General features: G+C 73.0%; 12 protein-coding genes and 1 pseudogene. 8 read left to right on the forward strand and 5 right to left on the reverse strand.

Annotated elements, in window-relative coordinates; genetic code table 11:
• The first annotated feature begins 123 nt into the window (after nucleotides 1-123).
• Both ACTMTF_RS45355 and ACTMTF_RS45360 read left to right on the forward strand, forming a co-directional pair.
• Nucleotides 124-462, forward strand: coding sequence for a YciI family protein (locus ACTMTF_RS45355; RefSeq protein ID WP_441116288.1), 339 nt, complete (start codon nucleotides 124-126; stop codon nucleotides 460-462).
• Nucleotides 459-1,667 carry an RNA polymerase sigma factor gene (locus ACTMTF_RS45360; protein WP_441116289.1) on the forward strand — a complete coding sequence of 403 codons (1,209 nt, stop codon included), beginning with the start codon at nucleotides 459-461 and terminating at the stop codon, nucleotides 1,665-1,667. The genes ACTMTF_RS45355 and ACTMTF_RS45360 overlap by 4 nt, the downstream gene beginning before the upstream one ends.
• Here ACTMTF_RS45360 and ACTMTF_RS45365 read toward each other — a convergent pair whose 3' ends face one another.
• Nucleotides 1,668-2,438: an SDR family NAD(P)-dependent oxidoreductase gene (locus ACTMTF_RS45365; protein ID WP_441116290.1), complete on the reverse strand. Its 771-nt coding sequence runs from the start codon at nucleotides 2,436-2,438 to the stop codon at nucleotides 1,668-1,670.
• Nucleotides 2,439-2,494: 56 nt separating this feature from the next.
• On the opposite strand from ACTMTF_RS45365, the gene ACTMTF_RS45370 reads away from it, so the two are divergent.
• Nucleotides 2,495-2,833 (forward strand): ArsR/SmtB family transcription factor, encoded by a 339-nt coding sequence (locus ACTMTF_RS45370; RefSeq protein WP_441116291.1) that lies wholly within the window; start codon nucleotides 2,495-2,497, stop codon nucleotides 2,831-2,833.
• Between the two features lie 27 nt (nucleotides 2,834-2,860).
• Here ACTMTF_RS45370 and ACTMTF_RS45375 read toward each other — a convergent pair whose 3' ends face one another.
• On the reverse strand, nucleotides 2,861-3,226 hold the full coding sequence (locus ACTMTF_RS45375) for a YybH family protein (RefSeq protein ID WP_441116292.1): 366 nt from the start codon (nucleotides 3,224-3,226) through the stop codon (nucleotides 2,861-2,863).
• A gap of 70 nt (nucleotides 3,227-3,296) precedes the next feature.
• On the opposite strand from ACTMTF_RS45375, the gene ACTMTF_RS45380 reads away from it, so the two are divergent.
• Entirely contained in the window at nucleotides 3,297-4,193 is an 897-nt protein-coding gene (locus tag ACTMTF_RS45380) for a LysR family transcriptional regulator (RefSeq protein ID WP_441116293.1), read from the forward strand.
• 17 nt (nucleotides 4,194-4,210) lie between these two features.
• On the opposite strand, the pseudogene ACTMTF_RS45385 reads toward ACTMTF_RS45380, so the two are convergent.
• Nucleotides 4,211-4,802, reverse strand: a pseudogene (locus ACTMTF_RS45385) (helix-turn-helix domain-containing protein).
• Nucleotides 4,803-5,010: 208 nt separating this feature from the next.
• Here ACTMTF_RS45385 and ACTMTF_RS45390 point away from each other — a divergent pair.
• Entirely contained in the window at nucleotides 5,011-6,483 is a 1,473-nt protein-coding gene (locus tag ACTMTF_RS45390; RefSeq protein ID WP_441116294.1) for an MFS transporter, read from the forward strand.
• 16 nt (nucleotides 6,484-6,499) lie between these two features.
• Nucleotides 6,500-7,297: a DUF1684 domain-containing protein gene (locus ACTMTF_RS45395; RefSeq protein ID WP_441116295.1), complete on the forward strand. Its 798-nt coding sequence runs from the start codon at nucleotides 6,500-6,502 to the stop codon at nucleotides 7,295-7,297.
• Nucleotides 7,298-7,327: 30 nt separating this feature from the next.
• Here ACTMTF_RS45395 and ACTMTF_RS45400 read toward each other — a convergent pair whose 3' ends face one another.
• On the reverse strand, nucleotides 7,328-7,891 hold the full coding sequence (locus ACTMTF_RS45400) for a TetR/AcrR family transcriptional regulator (RefSeq protein ID WP_441116346.1): 564 nt from the start codon (nucleotides 7,889-7,891) through the stop codon (nucleotides 7,328-7,330).
• 120 nt (nucleotides 7,892-8,011) lie between these two features.
• On the opposite strand from ACTMTF_RS45400, the gene ACTMTF_RS45405 reads away from it, so the two are divergent.
• Nucleotides 8,012-8,797, forward strand: coding sequence for an oxidoreductase (locus tag ACTMTF_RS45405; protein ID WP_441116296.1), 786 nt, complete (start codon nucleotides 8,012-8,014; stop codon nucleotides 8,795-8,797).
• A gap of 29 nt (nucleotides 8,798-8,826) precedes the next feature.
• Here ACTMTF_RS45405 and ACTMTF_RS45410 read toward each other — a convergent pair whose 3' ends face one another.
• The gene (locus tag ACTMTF_RS45410; RefSeq protein WP_441116297.1) at nucleotides 8,827-9,786 is read right to left on the reverse strand and encodes a helix-turn-helix transcriptional regulator; all 960 of its coding nucleotides are present in this window, start codon (nucleotides 9,784-9,786) and stop codon (nucleotides 8,827-8,829) included.
• A gap of 317 nt (nucleotides 9,787-10,103) precedes the next feature.
• Here ACTMTF_RS45410 and ACTMTF_RS45415 point away from each other — a divergent pair, with 317 nt between their 5' ends.
• Nucleotides 10,104-18,035: an SDR family NAD(P)-dependent oxidoreductase gene (locus ACTMTF_RS45415; RefSeq protein ID WP_441116298.1), complete on the forward strand. Its 7,932-nt coding sequence runs from the start codon at nucleotides 10,104-10,106 to the stop codon at nucleotides 18,033-18,035.
• The last annotated feature ends 7 nt before the right edge of the window (nucleotides 18,036-18,042 follow it).

Here is an 18,042-nt window from a genome sequence, read left to right on the forward strand (position 1 = left end):
CCCGGCGCTCTACGACGAGGCCCGCGCCCCGGTCGACGGCTACTACACCTGAGCCAGGACGGCTGTCGATTCGCGGGGATGTCGTTCGTATAGAAGGTGAGACAGCAAGGGAGGACATCCGCGATGAAGCAGTATCTGCTCAGCATCTACCAGCCCGACGGCGACCCGCCTCCGCCTGAGGTCCTGGAGCCGGTCATGCGCGATCTCGAAGCGCTCAACGCCGAACTCCGGGCGGCGGGCGCGTGGGTCTTCGCCGCCGCGCTGCACCCGCCCGGCACCGCCACCGTGCTGCGCCCGCAGGCGGGCGAGGTGCTCATGACCGACGGCCCGTTCACCGAAGGCAAGGAGCACCTGGGCGGGTTCACCGTCATCCAGGCGCCCGACCTCGACGCCGCCCTCGCCTGGGGCCGCAAACTCGCCCGCGCCACCACGCTGCCGATCGAGGTGCGGCCGTTCCAGTGACGTCCCTCTCGGCGATCGAAGGCGTCTTCACCCAGGAGTACGGGCGCGCGGTCGCCGTCCTGGTCCGCGTCTTCGGCGACATCGACATCGCCGAAGAGGCGGTCCAGGACGCCTTCACCGTCGCGGTGGACCGCTGGCCCGCCGAAGGGCTGCCGCCGAGCCCGGCGGGCTGGATCATCACCACCGCCCGCAACCGGGCCGTCGACCGCCTCCGGCGTGAGGCCTCCCGCCAGGACCGGCACGCCCAGGCCGCCCTGCTGCACGCCCGCGACGAACCCGTGGAGGAAGGCCCCGTGCGCGACGACCGGCTCCGCCTGATCTTCACCTGCTGCCATCCGGCGCTCGCCAGGGCCGCCCAGGTCGCCCTCACGCTCCGGCTGCTGGGCGGGCTCACCACCGCCGAGATCGCCCGCGCCTTCCTGGTGCCGGAGCCGACCATGGCCCAGCGCCTCATCCGCGCCAAGGGCAAGATCCGCGACGCTCGCATCCCGTACCGGATCCCGTACGAGGCCGATCTGCCCGACCGCCTGCAGGCCGTGCTGGCCGTCATCTACCTGATCTTCAACGAGGGTTACCTGGCCGGTTCGGGCGACCGGCTGGTCCGCGAGGACCTGTGCGCCGAGGCCGTCCGCCTCGGACGGCTGCTGGCCGAGCTCATGCCGGACGAGCCCGAGGTCGCCGGGCTGCTCGCGCTCATGCTCCTGCTGGAGTCGCGCCGCCCCGCCCGTGTCTCGCCGGACGGCGAGCTCGTCCTGCTCGCCGACCAGGACCACGGCCTCTGGGACCGGGCGCTGATCGCCGAGGGCCAGGAGCTGGTACGGCGCTGCCTGCGGCGTGGCCGGCCCGGGCCGTACCAGGTCCAGGCCGCGATCAACGCCGTGCACAGCGAGCCGCCCACCGACTGGAGGCAGATCGTGCTGCTGTACGACCAGCTCATGGCGATCGCCCCGAGCCCGATCGTGGCGCTCAACCGGGCCGTGGCGGTGGCCGAGGTCGACGGCCCGCAGCCGGCGCTCACCCTCGTCGACGCCCTCGATCTCGACGGCTACCGCCTGTTCCACGCCATCCGCGCCGATCTGCTGCGCCGGCTGGGCCGCGTCACGGAGGCGGCGTCCGCCTACGACGTGGCCCTCGACCGCACCGCGAACGAGGCGGAGCGGGCCTTCCTGCGACGAGCCCGGCAGGCGCTCGGCGGGTTCGCCTGATCAGACGAGCTCGTACCCGCCGTCGACCGTGAGAATCTGCCCGGTGAGCCAGGCGGTGTGGGCGTCGGACAGCCGCAGGATCCAGGCGGCCACCTCGGCGGGGTCGCCGCGCCGGCCGAGCGGGATGCGGGCGGCCTCGTCGTCCTTGATCTCGTCGATGACGGCCTGCGGCAGGCCGGCCGAGGCCAGGGCCTCGCTCTCGGTCGGGCCCGGGGCCACCGCGTTGACCCGGATGCCCTCCGGCGCGAGCTCCAGCGCCCAGCTGCGGGTGAGCTGCTCGATCGCGGCCTTGGTGGCCGCGTAGTGGGAGGCTCCCGCGATGGGCCGGTGGCCGAAGGTGCTGGACACGTTGACGATCACTCCGCGCGACGCCCGTAGGTGCTCCAGTGCGGCCGACGCCAGGAGGCTGGGGGCGGTGACGTTGGTGGTCAGCATGTCGGTGATCCGGGCGGCGGTGACCTCCGCGAGCGGCATCATCCCCGTGATGCCGGCGTTGTTCACCACGACGTCCAGGCGTCCCCATCGGTCGATCGCGGCCCGCACGACCTGGTCTGCCGCGCCCTCGGCACAGATGTCCAGGGGGAACGCGACGATGCGGGGGTGCTCGGCCTCGGTGGCGGCGAGGGCGTCGGGGCGTCGGCCGACTCCCAGCACATGGGCTCCGGCGCGGGCGAAGGCGATCGTGGCGGCGCGTCCGATGCCGGAGCCCGCGCCGGTCACGATCACGACCTGACCGGTGAAGTCGCCGGTCGTATGGTCGGGTGCAGTCACAGAAGGCTCCATCATTCGAAGTTCGACGAACAACGAACGAAGGTAGCATTGGAATCGTGAAGGATCCTCACCACCCCCACCCCTCCGAGATGACGCTCATCCGGGTCTTAGGCGCGATCAGCGATCCCATCCGGCTCGGGCTGGTCCGGGTGCTGGCCGATGACCGGGAGCGGGCGTGGGGCGAGTTGCGCGCGCCCGTCGCCAAGTCGACGCTCAGCCACCATCTGAAGGTGCTGCGGGACGCGGGCATCACCCGGACCCGCCAGGAAGGCACCCGCTGCTACGTCCGGTTGCGGCGCGCCGACCTCGACACCCGCTTTCCCGGCCTGCTGACGGCCCTGCTGCACGTCGCGGACGCCGACCGCGTCGGCGGCGAGGTCGGCGTCGCCGACTGAATCCGGGACGCGCTGTCGGTCGCGCTGTCAGCCGCGCGGGCTGACGAACTCGGGCTGGTCGAGCAGGCGGAGCCAGCTTCCGTCGGGCTGGCGCCGCACCACCTGCGCGCGGGCGCCCGCGTTGTCCTTCGGCGGGGTCGAGGTGAGCGCGATGTCGCCGCTGATCAGGGTCGGCAGCGGTTGTTCCTGCTCGAAGCGGGGCCGGTTGGCCAGCACCTTCTCCCACAGGGCGCGGATCGCCTCCCGGCCCACCGTCCGGCCGCCCGGCGGATAGGCCAGCACCGCGTCCTCTTCGTACAGCGCGGCGACACCGGCGGCGTCACCGGCGTTGGACCGCTCCACGAACAGGCGGGTGATGTCCTCGGGCCGCATGGCCTTCTCATATTCGGTCATGCTTTCAGGGTGGCAAGCACCTAGCCAGAAGTCCAACAGCTGCTTCTGATGGAAACTATGATTGCCAGTTATGGATCTGAGGCAGCTCGAATACTTCGTCGCGGTCGCCGAGGAGCGTAACTTCACCCGGGCGGCCGAGCGGGTGCACATCAGCCAGTCCGGCGTCAGCGCCCAGATCCGCCGGCTCGAACGCGAGCTCGGCGCGGAGCTGTTCGACCGCTCGGCGCGCGCCGCCACCCTCACCGTCGCGGGCAAGGCCGCGCTCGGGCCCGCCCGCGCCGCGCTCGCCGCCGCCGGCGCCGTCGGCCGCTCCGTGGGCGAGGTGACCGGCCTGATCCGGGGACGGCTCACCGTCGGCATGGTCATCGGCTGTACGGTCACCCCGCTGTTCGACGCCCTGGCCGCCTTCCACCGGGCGCATCCCGGCGTGGAGCTCTCGCTGCAGGAGGACAACTCCGACCGGCTCGTCGACGGAGTCCGGGCAGCGACCATCGACCTGGCGCTCGTCGGCACCGCGACCGCCACCCCCGACGGTCTGGACGCGCTGACCATCATCAGCGAGCGACTCGTCGCGGCGGTCCCCTCCGGGCATCCCCTGGCGAACCGGCGGCACGTCAGCCTGCGCGAGCTGGCCGACCACCCGATCGTCTGCATGCCACTGGGCACCGGCCTGCGCACGGTGTTCGACCAGGCGTGCGCGGCGCGGCACGTCCAGCCGGTGATCGCCCTGCAGGCCAGCGCCGCCGAGGCCATCGCCGACCTGGCCGCTCGTGGGCTCGCCGTCGCCGTCCTCAGCGAGTCGATGGCCGCCCGCTACCGCGACCGGCTCACCGCCCTGACCATCGACGACGTCGACACGCCCGCTCTGCTCGCCCTGATCTGGCAGGGCACGCACAACCCCGCCCTGCGCGAGCTGCTCGCCCACAGCCGAAAGGCGTTCGGCGAGCTCGGGGCCCAGCCGAAGTAGGCCCGGTTCGCGAAAGGTCAGCGGTCGTCCGGGCGTGGCCGGGCGCGGACGTGGGCGCGTTCCCCCTGAGGCCCGAACAGGATGAGCAGCTCGACCGGTGTGGCCCCGGCGTTGCCCATCCAGTGCGGGACCCGCGTGTCGAACTCGGCCACCTCACCGGACGCCAGCGTGAGGTCCCGGTCACCGAGCACGAACCGTAGCCGGCCGCTGAGCACGTACAGCCACTCGTAGCCTTCATGGCTCTGCAGATCGGGCTCGGCGGTGCCCGTCGCGCCGGGGATGATCAGCTTGTACGACTGGGTGCCGCCCGCCTTCTGGGTCAGCCGGATGTACGTCATGCCGTCGCGCCGGATCGGCCGCAGGTGGACGCGCGGGTCGCCGGTCTGCGGCGCACCGATGAGCTCCTCCAGCGGCATGCCGTGCGCCCTGGCCAGCGGCAGGAGAAGTTCGAGGTTCGGCCGCCGCAGGCCGCTCTCCAGGCGCGACAGGGTGCTCTCCGATATGCCGGTCTCCGCGGCCAGGTCAGCCCAGGGTCCGGCCGCGATGGCGGCGCAACCGCCGAAGCCTGGGGCCCATTGCCGTCAGCGCGGCGTCGAGATCGTCGTCCACAGTGGCCATCCTTGCTGACTCGGCAACGAGGAACACAGGCGCCGGGCACGGGTCCGCATCCGGCCATGGCGTCAACCATCCAGGTGCGCGCCGGAATTCCCCGCGGAGCGTCTCTTGCCGAGTCGGCAATTTCTTGTGCGTCCGCACCCGGAGGTGACGCAGACTCCCAGCCGCACGACGCCGGCCACTGTCAGAAAGGACGCTCACGATGAGCACCCGACCCCTCCAGAGCTCCGGGCACGATCCGGGCCACGACCGCGTCATCCCGCCGCCGCATCAACGGACGGCGGCCGGCGGCGACCACCCATCCGCCGCACCGCGACTGCGCTACCCGGCGGTCATCGTGCTGTCCCTCACCCAGCTCATCCTGGTGATCGACAACAGCGTGGTGAACGTCGCGCTGCCCCAGATCCGGCACGCGCTGGGCTTCTCGGCGACCGGCCTGTCCTGGGTGGTCACCTCCTACGCCCTGGTCTTCGGCGGTCTGGTTCTGCTCAGCGGCAAGGTGGGCTCGATCGTCGGCCCGCGCCGCACGTTGCTGATCGGCGTGTCGATCTTCACCGCCGCCTCCGCGCTGGGCGGTGCGGCCACGACGCCGGCGATGCTCATCGCCGCCCGCGTCCTGCAAGGTCTGGGAGCGGCCCTGGCCGCGCCGGGCACGCTCGTGCTGTTGATGTCGATCACCAGGCCGGGTCCGCAGCGCGCGCGGGCGATGAGCGTGTTCGTGCTGGCCATCGGCCTCGGCGCGGCGAGCGGTCTGGTGCTCGGCGGGGTGCTGACCACATCCCTGGGCTGGGAATGGGTGATGTTCGTCAACATCCCCGTCGGCCTGGTCGTCCTCGTGGGGGTACGCCTGCTGGTGCCGGAGGCGCCCCGCGCTCCGGCCCGCCTGGACGTCGGCGGGGCCGTCGCGTCCACGGCCGGCATGACCGCCCTGGTCTACGGCCTCGTCAACGCCGCCTCCCACGGCTGGGCCGACCCGGTCGTCCTCGGCTCGTTCGCGGTCTCGATCGCCGGGCTGCTCGCCCTGGTCCTCATCGAGCGGCGTCATGCCGCACCGGTCGTGCCGCTCGGGTTCTTCACGAGGATGCGCAGCGCGGCCCCGCTGCTGGCCATGATGCTGATCCCGGCCGGTCAGGCAGGCTTTCTCTACTTCGCCGCGTTGTTCACCCAGAACGCCCTGGGCTTCACCCCGCTCCAGACGGGGCTGTCCGTCCTGCCCTTCACCGCCGCGCTGCTCGTCACGAACCTCCTGACCAGCCGCCTGGTGACGCGGCACGGAGAGCGGATCATCGGTTCCCTCGGGATGCTCGGCCTGCTCGCCGGGCTGTGGTGGATGTCGCGGATCGATGCCGCCGACACCTTCGCCGGTGGCCTGCTCGGGCCGTTCGTCCTGCTCGGCCTCGGCGCGGGACTGACCGTCGCGCCGCTCACCGCCGTCATCATGCACCAGGCGCCGCCGGCCCAGGTCGGCGCCGCCTCCAGCCTCAACCAGGGGATGCAGCAGCTCGGCGGCGCGCTCGGCCTGGCCGTGCTGACCACGGTGTACGGCAGCGCCGCCGCGGGCGGAGCCGGTGAGGCGGGGGCGATCGCGACAGCCCTCACCGCCGGGGTCGCCTTCCCCCTGCTCGCCCTGACCCTCTTCGCGACGTGGGCCCGTCCTACGACCGACATCGAATAGAAAGTGGATGATCATCATGAGCGACGCACCCGTTCCCACCGGCCCGCAGGAGTTCACCCGCGCCTGGCAGGAGTGGCGGGCGGGCTGGGAGCAATGGCTCACCCGGCCTTTGGGCTGGCTGGCCGCCACCTCGCACGAATGGCTCGACGACACGCCCCGGAACCCCGCCGGGCTGCCTGGCCTGTGGTGGCAGCACGGGGACGCCCTCCACATCGACCCGCAGGGCTCCCCGATGGCCTTCGACGGTGAGGCCTTCACCGCCGAACGCCGGTTCGCCCTCGCCGGCGCCCCCGACGACCTCCGGGTCACCGTGGGGGACGTGGAGGTGGGCATCACCTACCGGGGCACGTACCTGATCGTGACCTACGACCCGAGCTCACCGGCGCGACGTGACTTCGACGGCGTGCCCGTTCACGAGCCCAGCCCGCGCTGGGTGATCCCCGGCCGCCTCGAACGCTACGACTCGCCCACGTCCGTGACGCTCGACTCCGTGGGCTGGGAGGCCCACCAGCACGACTCGCCCGGCCTGGTGCGCTTCTCGTACGCGGGCAGCGAGCACACCCTCCAGGTGATCGGCTCGCACGGGATGCTGCTCACGGTCTTCACCGACGCCACCAGCGGCGTCACCACCTATGGGGCGGGCCGCTCCCTGGACATCGCCGGCCCGGACGGCGAGGGCAACGTGACGCTGGACTTCAACCGCACGGTCAACCTGCCCTGCGCGTTCAGCGATCACTTTCCCATCTGCCCCGTGGCCCCGCCGGCCAACCGGCTGCCGTTCGCGATCGAGGCCGGGGAGAAGACACCCCACTGAGCGAACGGCACGCCCGGTCCTGTGACGCGGTCAACCGCGCCCGCCGAAACCGTGCAGCAGCGTGTCGACGAGACGAGCGGCCAGGGCGTCCGCGTCCTGGCCGTCGTCCTGACCCTCGTCCGGCTCCATCGCCGCCTCGTGGATGAGCGCGTAGTAGACGCGGCGCGCCCAGTCGAGATCGGTGTCCGCGCGGAGCAGGCCCGCCTCGCGCGCCCTGCGGAACATCTCGTCGCACCGCTCACGGACCTCGGCGTGCACGCGCGCGACCTCGGCATCGGCGGAAGCGGTCCGGCTCATCGCGTATCCCCAGTCGATCTTGACGCGGAGCACGTTCGCGGTCACTTGGTGCAGCGTGACCAGGGGCGGAGCCGTGGTCGTGTAGGCCGCATCGACGGCCTCGGCGAACCGCCGGGTGGCCCAGGCGGCCATCGCGTCGACGAGCGCGTCACGTGAGGCGAAGCGGCGGTGCACGGTCGTACGGGCGACCCCGGCGGCCTCGGCGATCTGCTCCATGCTCGCCGCCGGGTTCCGGCTGAGGACGCGTTCGGCCGCCTCCAGGATCGTCCGGACGGTTCGCTCCGTGTCCGAGCGCATCTTGTTCACCGCGCCAGGTTACATCAGTGTGCCTAGTCGGAGGTGACTTGCAACATTTATGTCGCAAGTTGTAGCGTCAGTGCATCGGAAGTGTCGCGACTTAGCGGAAAGGGTTCTGTCATGGATCTTGGACTGACCGGCAAGACCGCAGTGGTGACCGGCGCCAGCCGGGGGATCGGCCTGTCGATCGTGCGGGCGCTGACGGACGAGGGAGTGCGCGTGGTCGCCGGAGCCCGCACGCTCACCACCGAGCTGAAGGAGACGGGCGCACACGTCGTGACCGCCGACCTGTCCACCGCCGCGGGCGTCACCGCGTTGACCGAGCGGGCGATGGCCGAGCTGGGCGGCGTCGACGTCCTGGTCAACAACGTCGGCGGCGGCGAGGGGAAGGGGCAGGCCGGCGGGTTCCTCACCTTCGGCGACGAGCAGTGGCTCGGCACGTACGAGCTGAACTTCCTCAGCGCGGTACGCGTCACCCGGGCGACCCTGCCCAGCCTGGTCGAGCGGGGCGGCACGATCGTGAACATCTCCTCCACCAGCGCCCGGCAGCCGAGTGCGGGGCCGATCCCCTACACGACCGCGAAGGCGGCGCTGACGGCATTCGGGAAGGCGCTGAACGAGGAGTTCGGGCCGCGGGGCGTACGGGTCAACACGATCTCGCCCGGCGCGGTGCGAACGCCGCTGTGGGAGGGACCGCAGGGATACGGCGCGGAGCTGGCCAAGGCGCTGGGAGTGCCGCACGAGGAGCTGCTCCAGGCGATCCCGGGACAGTCCGGCATGACGACGGGCCGGTTCGTCGAGCCCGGCGAGGTGGCCGCACTGGTCGTCTACCTGGCCTCACCGCTCGGCGCCAGCATCGCCGGAGCCGACTACCTGATCGACGGCGGCGCGATCAAAACAGCCTGACCACCCGTCGAAGGCGTGCTGACACGCCGTCAGCCTTCCTGGGCGGCGGCCGTGTAACGCCGCGCCAGGTCGCGCAGGAAGGCCCGGAGCTCGGGCGGGTCGAGCACCTCGAAGGGGACCTCCAGGGTGCTCAGAAACGCGGCCAGATTGTGGAACGACTCTCCGCCGGTCTCCAGGACACAGGCCCCCTCGCCGTCGGCGCGCAGCAGACCGGCCGCCGGCGGAAGCCGCTCGAAGAGCGTCTCGTACGGCGCGTGCAGCCGTACGAGAGCCGGATGCCGGTAGGCGGTCGAGCCGGCGCCGCGCACGACGTGGGCCGCGGCGTCGCCACCCGGGGGCTCGCGCGGGGTGAAGCGGGGACCGTTCGGCGTGCGGGGCGTGATGCGGTCGGCGCGGAAGGTCCGCCAGTCGTCGCGGTCGGTGTCCCAGGCGAGCAGATACCAGCGCCGGCCGGTGTACACGAGACGGTGCGGCTCGGCCGAGCGGATGGTCACCGCGCCGTCATGGTCCCGGTAGTCGAAGCGCAGCCCCTCGTGGTCGCGGACGGCCGCGGCGATCACCGTCAGGGTCCCGGCGTCCACCATGGGGCCGCGCCCGGCGACCGACACCGTGGCGGCCCGTACCGCCTCGATGCGGTGCCGCAGGCGTGCCGGCAGCATCTGCTGGAGCTTGGTGAGCGCGCGCAGCGAGGTCTCCTCGATGCCGGTCACGGTGCCGCCTGCGGCGGCGTGCAGGCTGACGGCCACCGCGACGGCCTCCTCGTCGTCGAGCAGCAGCGGAGGCAGCGCCGCCCCCGCCCCGAGCCGGTAACCGCCCGCCGTCCCCGTGGCCGAGTGGATCTCGTAGCCCATGCCGCGCAGCCGCTCGATGTCGTTGCGCACGGTCCTGGTGGTGACGCCGAGCCGGTCGGCCAGCTCGGCGCCGGGCCAGTCGGGGCGCGCCTGGAGCAACGAGAGCAGGCGCAGCAGGCGGACCGAGGTTTCCAGCATCGTCCCAGCATGCCGGACCGGATCATCCTCATCGCCGAACAGGGGTCATCGGGATCTTCTCGGCGATGCACCAGCTGGACACTCCGTGCATAGGTTCAATTGCTCTATGTAACATCCCAGCCTCGCGCGTACGTCTCCGAGCCCCACCACACCATGCCTTAACGGGAGGCAACACCGTGACCGTGGAGGAACACGAACAGTTGCTGTCCAGTCACACACGGCTGTGGTGGCATGGGGTCGCGGGCGATCAGAAAGGTGACAGGATGAGCACAGGCGGTGGCGGTAACGGGCGGGTATGGCCTCGGCAGGCTGTAGCGGTGGTCGGAGTGGGGTGCAGGCTTCCGGGCGGCATCACGGACCTCGACGGGCTGTGGCAGGCCCTGCTGCGTGGCGACGACCTGGTCGGTACGGTGCCGCCGGACCGGTTCGAGGCCGAGCGGTACATCGACGAGAGCATCCCGAGACCGGACCGGAGCTACACCCGGGCAGGCGGGTTCCTCCGGGACATCGCCACCTTCGACGCCGCCTACTTCGGGATCTCCCCCAAGGAGGCCGCCTCGATGGACCCGCAGCAGCGGCTGCTGCTGGAGATGGCCGCCGAGGCGTTCGACGACGCGGGCATCGACCCGGCACGCCTGGCCGGCAGCGACATGGGAGTGTTCGTCGGCATCTCCGACCCGTCGTACGGTGTGCTCCAGGCGCTGGAACGCGGCTCCCTGGGCCCGTACAGCATGTCCGGGATGGCGCTGTCGATCGCCGCCAACCGGCTGTCACACGTCTTCGACCTGCGCGGGCCGAGCATGATCGTCGACACCGCCTGCTCGTCCTCGCTGCAGGCGGTCGAACGGGCCTGCCGGTCGCTCGCCGAGGGCTCCAGCCGGGTGGCCCTGGCCGGCGGGGTCAACGTGCTGCTCAGCCCCACGGGTTTCGTCGGGTTCAGCCAGGCGTCGATGCTGTCGCCCACCGGGCGGTGCCGCGCCTTCTCCGCCGAGGCCGACGGGTTCGTCCGCGCCGAGGGCGGCGGCGTGGTCGTGCTCAAACAGCTCGCCGACGCGCTCGCCGACGGGGACCGGGTGCACGGGGTGATCGTCGGCGCCGCCGCCAACAACGACGGTCACACCGTCGGGCTGGCCCTGCCCAACACCGACGCGCAGGAGGCGCTGCTGCGGCAGGTGTACCGCGAGGCCGGCATCGGGGCCGACGAGGTGGTGTACGTGGAAGCGCACGGCACCGGCACCCAGGCGGGCGACCCGGCCGAATGCCGGGCGCTGGGCCGCGCCCTCGGCACCGGCCGCTCGAACGGCGCCCTGCCGATCGGCTCGGTCAAGACGAACCTGGGGCATCTGGAGCCGGCCTCCGGCATGCCCGGGCTGTTCAAGGCGCTGCTGGTGCTCCGGCACCGGACCATCCCGGCGTCGCTGCACGCCGCCACGCTCAACCCCGCCATCGACTTCGACGGCCTCGGGCTGAACGTCGTCACCCGGCCGCGACCGCTGCCCGAGACGGAGGGGCGAGCGGTGGTGGGGGTGAACTCCTTCGGGTTCGGAGGCGCGAACGTTCACATAGCCCTGTCCGCCCCACCCGACCCCCGCCCGGCCCCCGTGACTCCCCCACCCCAGCCCGCCACCCGCACCCCCGTCGTTCCCAAGCCCACACCCCCTGACTCGGCGACGCTCGGCACGGCCGCCCTGGGCTCACCGGGCCCGGGGACTGCGCGCTCTGGGGTAGCCGCGGCCGGGGGAAACGGCTCTGGGGCTGTCGCCTCTGCGCAGGGAGGCGAGCGTCGGGCCGAGTCGGTCCGCGAGACCGGATCCGCTGGGCCGCTCCCGTTCGTGGTGTCGGCGCGCAGTCCGGCAGCGCTCGCCGACGCCATCGAACGGACCGCCGAGCACCTGGCGTCGATCGACGAACGGGACTTCTACGACGCCGCCTACACCGCGACCCGTCGGCGTGCCCTCCACCGGCATCGTGCCGTCGTCCTGGCCGACTCGGCAGCGGCGGCCGCCCTCAGCCTGTCCCACCTCCGCACCGCCACCCCGGACGGTCCGCCCGCCGCCGACCTCGGCCCGGAAACCGCCGCAAACCAGGTCAGAGAAGAAGGGGTGGCAGGCGGCAAACCCACCGCGAGCCCGCCGCTCGACGTACCGAAGGCAGTGGGCGATGTGCCGTCAGGAAGACCCAACGCGCTTACGACGGAGGACGACCCGCCGGCGGGAAGGCCCACCGCGCCTGCGACGACGGACGACGTGCCGTCAGGGGGACGCGACCCGGAGGCAGGGCTTGAGGTGCCCGTGGCGGTGGTCGGGGAGGTGGTGGAGAGGGGGCGGGTGGCGCTGGTGTTCTGCGGTAACGGGTCGCAGTGGGCCGGGATGGGCGCCGATCTGCTGGCCGACGGGACGTTCCGGGCCGCCGTGGAAGCGGTGGACGCCGAGCTGACACCTCGCCTGGGCTGGTCCGTGTTGGAGGAGCTGACACTGCCGGTGGCCCGGTGGCGGCTGTCGGCGACCGAGATCGCCCAGCCCCTGCTGTTCGCCGTACAGGTCGGCCTGGTGGAGATGCTGCTCGCGGCGGGTGTGCGGCCGGGCGCGGTGCTGGGGCACAGCGTCGGCGAGGTGGCCGCCGCGTACGCCTGCGGGGCGCTGTCGCTCGGCCAGGCGGCGCGGGTGGTCGCCGAGCGCGGTACGGCGCAGGCGGCGACGCGCGGGCAGGGCCGGATGGCCGCGGTCGGGCTGCCGGAGAGGGCCGCCCGGCAGCTCCTGACCGACTACCCGCAGGTGGAGGTGGCCGCGGTGAACTCCGACCGGGACGTCACCGTCGCCGGGCCGCAGGAGGCGTTGAAGCAGCTGGGCGAGGACCTGGCCGCACGCGCGGTGTTCTTCCGCGAGCTGGACGTGGACTACCCCTTTCACAGCGCCGCCATGGACCCGCTGCGCGAGCCGCTGTGCGCGGCGCTGGCGGACCTGCGGCCGTCGCGGGCCCGGATCCCCATGGTGTCGACCGTGACGGGCGACGTGCTGAAGGGCGAGGAACTGGACACGGCGTACTGGTGGCAGAACCTGCGCCGGCCGGTGCGGTTCGGAGCGGCGATGGAGCAGGTGCTCGCCGATGGGTTCGACGTGCTGGTGGAGGTGGGGCCGCATCCGGTGCTGCAGACGTACCTGCGCCGTGCCTCGGGCGCGGCCCGCGCCCGCACGGCCGTCGTGCCCACGCTGCGGCGCGCGAGGCCGGGGGCGCCCCAGATGCGCACCGCGCTCGCCCGGCTCGTCGCGGCCGGCGCCGAGATCGACTGGGACCACTACTTCCCCCGCCGGGGCGTGGTGTGGACGCTGCCGGCCTACCCGTGGCAGCGGCAGCGCCACTGGGCGGGCGGCCCGCTCTCGTGGGCGCCCGCGATCGGCGACCCGGCGATCCAGCACCCGCTGCTGGGCCAGCGGCTGCCGACGCTCGAACCCTCCTGGCACGGGGAGCTCGACCAGGCCCGGGCGCCCTGGGTCACCGACCACCGGGCGGGCGGGGCCGCCGTGATGCCCGCGACCGGGTACGTGGAGATGGCCCTGGCCGCCGGCCGGCTGGCGTTACCGGAGGCGGGCCCGGCGGTCGAAGTGGACCAGGCGGCCATCAGCCGTGCGCTGGTGGTGCCGGGGCCGAGCGCGGAGACGGTGTTCGTCCAGACCTCGCTGTCGGAGACGGGCACGATCACGGTGGCCAGTATGTCGTCGAGAGGGCAGGGCGCGCGCGAGCACTTCCGGGCCCGGGTGCGGCCCCTGCTGCGCCAGGCCCCGCCGCCGCTGGACGTGGCGGAACTGCGCGCCCGCATCAGCGCCCCGGTGGACGTGCCCGGCTACTACGCGCGGGCCGCCGAGGGCCGCATGGTGTGGGGCCCGAGGTTCCAGGTGCTGACGGGTCTGTGGACGGGTGAGCGCGAGGTGCTGGGCGCCTACGCGTGCCCGGACCAGCGCGACGAGCGCTACCAGGCGCATCCGGTGGTCCTGGACAGCGCGCTGCAGGCGGGCGTGGTGTGGCTGGTGGACGCGCTGCGTTCGGGCACCGGCTACATGCCGGCGGCGATCGGTGCGGTGCGGCTGTGGGGCAGGCCGGATCCGGATGGGTTCGTACACGTCCGTGAGCGGTCCGGCGACGCCGAGGAGGTCTGCTGGGACATCACGGTGGCCGGCGCGGACGGCCGGGTGACGGCCGAGATGGAGGGCGTCAGGCTGCGCCGGATGCCCGGCCTCCACGCCACCCCGGTCAGCCGCTACCACGTCGAGCTGCGGGCCGCGCCACGGCCGGGCGAACCGGCCGCCGCCTGGCCCGCGCCCGGCCCCGAGCGGCTCCTCGCCGACGCGGCCGATCGGCTCGCCGGCGTGCGGGCGCTCTGGCGGGAGCTCGACCATCCCGCGTACGCGGCCCGGCTCGAAGAGTCCTTCGCCCGTACGCTGACCGCCGCGCTGGTGGAGCTGACCGGCGGTGTCACGTCCGGCCTCACCGTCCACGACCTGTCTGTCGTGTGCCAGGAGCCGCACCACCGGAGGATGATCCAGGCGGCGCTGCCCCTGCTGGAACGGCACGGCCTCCTGGAACGCCCGGACGAGCGGCACGTACGGCTGACTCCGCAAGCCGGGCCGGACGGGGAGGGGCCGGACGCGGCGTACGGCGAGCTGGTCCGGGCGGGGACCTCGTTCGCGGCGCAGAGCGCGCTGGCGGTGCGGGGCGGGCTGCACCTGCGCGAACTGCTGCGCGGCGAGCGGTCGGCGGCCGACGTGTTCGCGGCCGGCGGGGCCACGGAGCTGCTGGACCAGTTCTACGACATCGGCCCCGCGAGCCTGTTCGGCAACCGGATCGCGCGGGCGCTCGTGGAGCGGGTCGTCCAGGAGTGGCCCGCTGACCGGCCGCTGCGGATCCTGGAGGTGGGCGCGGGGACGGGCGGCACCACCGCCGCGCTGCTGCCGGTCCTGCCCGCCGACCGCACCCACTACACGGTCACCGACGCCGCCGAACCGGCGCTGGCCCGGCTGCAGCAGCGCCTGTCCGGGGTGGACTTCGTCGACTTCGACCTGCTCGACCTGAACGGCGACCCCACGGCTCAGGGGTATCTCGCAGGCGGGTACGACCTGGTGGTGGCGGGTGGCTGCCTGCATCTGGCCCGCGACCTGACCGCCGCCCTGCGCGGGTTGTCCGCGCTGCTCGCGCCCGGTGGCAAGCTGCTCGTCGCCGAGCCGCACCGCGTGGAGTCCCTGCTGCCGTTCCTGGGGCTGATGCCTGACTTCTGGGACTTCGACGACCACGACGTACGACCGGACTCGCCGCTGTTGTCCTGGACGGGATGGCCGGAGCTCCTGTCCGAGGCCGGCTACACCGACGTCGTCCAGGCGGGCCCCGAGCCCGGCACGGGCGACTTCTCGGTGATGCTGGCCACGGCCCCTGACAGCCCGCTCACCGGCTCCGCCGGTGTTGACGGCCTCGGTCACGCTCTGCCGGCCGGCGCCGCGATCACCCGAACGGCGCTGCCGGACGTCGTGACCGGTGACGTGTGGATCGTCGCGGACGAGGACGGCCGCGATTCGCTCGCCGCCGCCCTGGGGTCGCTGCTGGAACGACGCGGCGCGCACGTGAGCCTGTCGCCGCTCGGCGACGACCCCGCCGGGTGGGCAGCCATGGTGCCTCCCTCCGCCGGAGCCGTCGCGTTCGCGATCGTGCTGGGCGACACGGCCGAAGCCGACGAAGAGGCCCCCGAGGCCGAGGTGGTGGTCGAGCAGATCACCCGGCGGGCCGCGGCGCTGCGCGCCATCACGCTGGCCTGCGAGGAGCTTCCCCAGGATCTGCGGGTCGCGCTGTGGCTGGTGAGCCGTCCGTGCGGCGCGCTGCCGGAGCCGGGGCTCGCCGACGGGCCCGTCCATCCGCAGGATGCCGCCACCTGGGGAACGACGCGCTCGCTGGGCAACGAGCAGCCCCGCCTCGACGTCCGGCGCGTGTGCCTGCACCGCACCGGTGACGACGGCCACGACGCGGCGCGACTGGCCGCCGAGCTGCTGACACCCGGCGAAGAGGACGAGATCCTCCTCACCCGGCGGGGACGCTTCACTCCACGTCTGGTCAAGACGGACGAACACGCTGTCCCGGCGTCCCCGGACACCGCCTACCGGCTCACCGTGCGCGACCCCGGCCTGTCGTACGGCCTGGCCTGGGAGCGGACCGAGCCGCCCACGCCGGGGCCGGGACAGGCGCTGGTCGAGGTGCGGGCGATCGGGCTGAATTACCGCGACGTGATGCGCGCGGTCAACCTGCTGCCGTCCGAGGCGGTCGAGGCCGTCTTCGGCGGTCACGAGCTGGGGCTGGAGTGCGCCGGGACCGTCACCGCCGTCGGGCCCGGCGTCACCAGGTTCAGGCCCGGCGACCGGGTGGCGACGGCCGGGCCTGTCGGGTTCGGCAGCCACGCGCTGATCGAGGAGTGGGTGACCATGCCCATCCCCGACGGCGTCACCTTCGCCCAGGCCGCCACCCGGCCCATGGCGTTCGCCACCGTGCACCACTCCCTGCACCACTGCGCCCGGATCAAGGCGGGCGAGACCGTCCTGGTGCACGGCGGGGCGGGCGGCGTCGGCCTGGCCGCGCTGGAGTACGCCCGGCTCGCCGGCGCCCGGGTGATCGCCACGGCCGGCACTCCCGCCAAACGCGACCTGCTGCGCGCCCTCGGGGCCGAGCATGTACTGGACTCACGCAGCCTGCGCTTCGCCGACCAGATCAGGGAACTGACCGGCGGCCACGGCGTGGACATCGTCCTGAACTCACTGGCCGGCGAGGCCATCACCCGCAGCCTGGAATGCCTGCGGCACGGCGGCCGCTTCATCGAGCTGGGCAAACGCGACATCTACGAGAGCAGGCACCTGCCGCTGCGCCCCTTCGGCGACAACATCTCCTTCTTCGGCGTGGACATCGGCACCCTGATGTGGAAGAACCCGGCCCAGATAGCCGAGCAGACACGATCCCTCTCCGACGCCGGCGCTCAGCTCCCCCTGCTGCCGCACACCGTCTACCCGGCCGAGCGCGTCGCCGACGCCTTCGCGCTGATGCGGCACTCCCGGCACATCGGCAAGGTCATCGTCTCGCTCGACCCGCGCGACGAGCCCGTCCTGGTACGGACCCGCCCGGGCCGGCCACACCCGGGTCCCGGCGGGACGTACCTGGTCACCGGCGGCCTGACCGGGTTCGGCGCGGCCACGGCCCGCCACCTGGCCCGCGCCGGGGTCCGCCGGCTGGCGCTGGTCGGCCGCCGGGGAGCCGGCACGCCCGGAGCTCCCGCGCTGCTGGAGGAGCTCAAGGCCATCGGCGCGGAGGAGGTCCGGGCGTACGCCGCCGACGTCACCGACCGCGACGCCGTGCGCGCGATCCTGCGTGAGCTTGACGAAGGCGGCCACCCGGTGCGCGGCGTCGTGCACGCCGCCATGCACCTCGACGACGCCGCGCTGGTCGACCTCTCCGACGACCGCGTCCGCGCGGTCCTGCGTCCCAAGGTGGCCGGCGCGCTGGTCCTGGACGAGCTCACCAGGGACCTGCCCCTGGACACGTTCGTCCTGTACTCGTCGCTGACCACGATCGGCAACATCAGCCAGTCGTCGTACGTGTCCGCGAACCTGTTCCTGGAGGCGCTGGCTCGCAGGCGGCGGGCCAGGGGCCGGCCCGCGCTCGCGGTCAGCCTCGGCGCGCTCGCCGGGACCGGCGTCCTGGCGGGCGGCACGCAGGCCCAGGCGCTGGCCCGGTTCGGCATCGAGTCGATGGCTCCCGGCCGGGCGCTGGCCGCCGTGGACGACATGCTCGGCGAGCGGGCCGACGTGGCGATGGTGGGCCGCTGCGACTGGGCCCGGCTCCGGCAGATGCTTCCCGGCCTGCGCCGGCCGTGGCTGTCGGCGGTGCTCCCGCCCGGCGCGGACCACGGCATCGGCACCGTCGACCTGCTGCCGATGCTGGCGGCGATGACCGGAGAGGAGGCCCACGCGTACATCGTCGAGCAGGTCACCGCGCTGCTGTCCGCCGTCCTGCTGATCCCCGCCGACGAGATCGCCCCCGACCGGCGGCTCGACGAGTACGGACTGGACTCGCTCATGGCCACCGAACTCCTGCTGTCCCTGCGGCACCAGTTCAACGTGGACATCCCGCCCATGGAGCTGATCCGCGGCGCCGGGACGGTCGCCGACATCGCCGCGACGGTCCTCCTCCACCTGGGGCTGCAGACCTCACGCCCGGCCTCCTAAGGAGATC

Origin of the sequence: Nonomuraea sp. ZG12 (assembly GCF_052068115.1) — a bacterium.
Classification (GTDB): Bacteria; Actinomycetota; Actinomycetes; order Streptosporangiales; family Streptosporangiaceae; genus Nonomuraea.

Excerpts from the sequence above, each read along its gene's own strand:
- ACTMTF_RS45390 (WP_441116294.1), top strand. The coding sequence starts at position 5,011 with ATGAGCACCCGACCCCTCCAGAGCTCCGGGCACGATCCGGGCCACGAC.
- ACTMTF_RS45410 (WP_441116297.1), bottom strand. The coding sequence starts at position 9,786 with ATGCTGGAAACCTCGGTCCGCCTGCTGCGCCTGCTCTCGTTGCTCCAG.
- ACTMTF_RS45395 (WP_441116295.1), top strand. The coding sequence starts at position 6,500 with ATGAGCGACGCACCCGTTCCCACCGGCCCGCAGGAGTTCACCCGCGCC.
- ACTMTF_RS45405 (WP_441116296.1), top strand. The coding sequence starts at position 8,012 with ATGGATCTTGGACTGACCGGCAAGACCGCAGTGGTGACCGGCGCCAGC.
- ACTMTF_RS45355 (WP_441116288.1), top strand. The coding sequence starts at position 124 with ATGAAGCAGTATCTGCTCAGCATCTACCAGCCCGACGGCGACCCGCCT.
- ACTMTF_RS45380 (WP_441116293.1), top strand. The coding sequence starts at position 3,297 with ATGGATCTGAGGCAGCTCGAATACTTCGTCGCGGTCGCCGAGGAGCGT.
- ACTMTF_RS45400 (WP_441116346.1), bottom strand. The coding sequence starts at position 7,891 with ATGCGCTCGGACACGGAGCGAACCGTCCGGACGATCCTGGAGGCGGCC.
- ACTMTF_RS45375 (WP_441116292.1), bottom strand. The coding sequence starts at position 3,226 with ATGACCGAATATGAGAAGGCCATGCGGCCCGAGGACATCACCCGCCTG.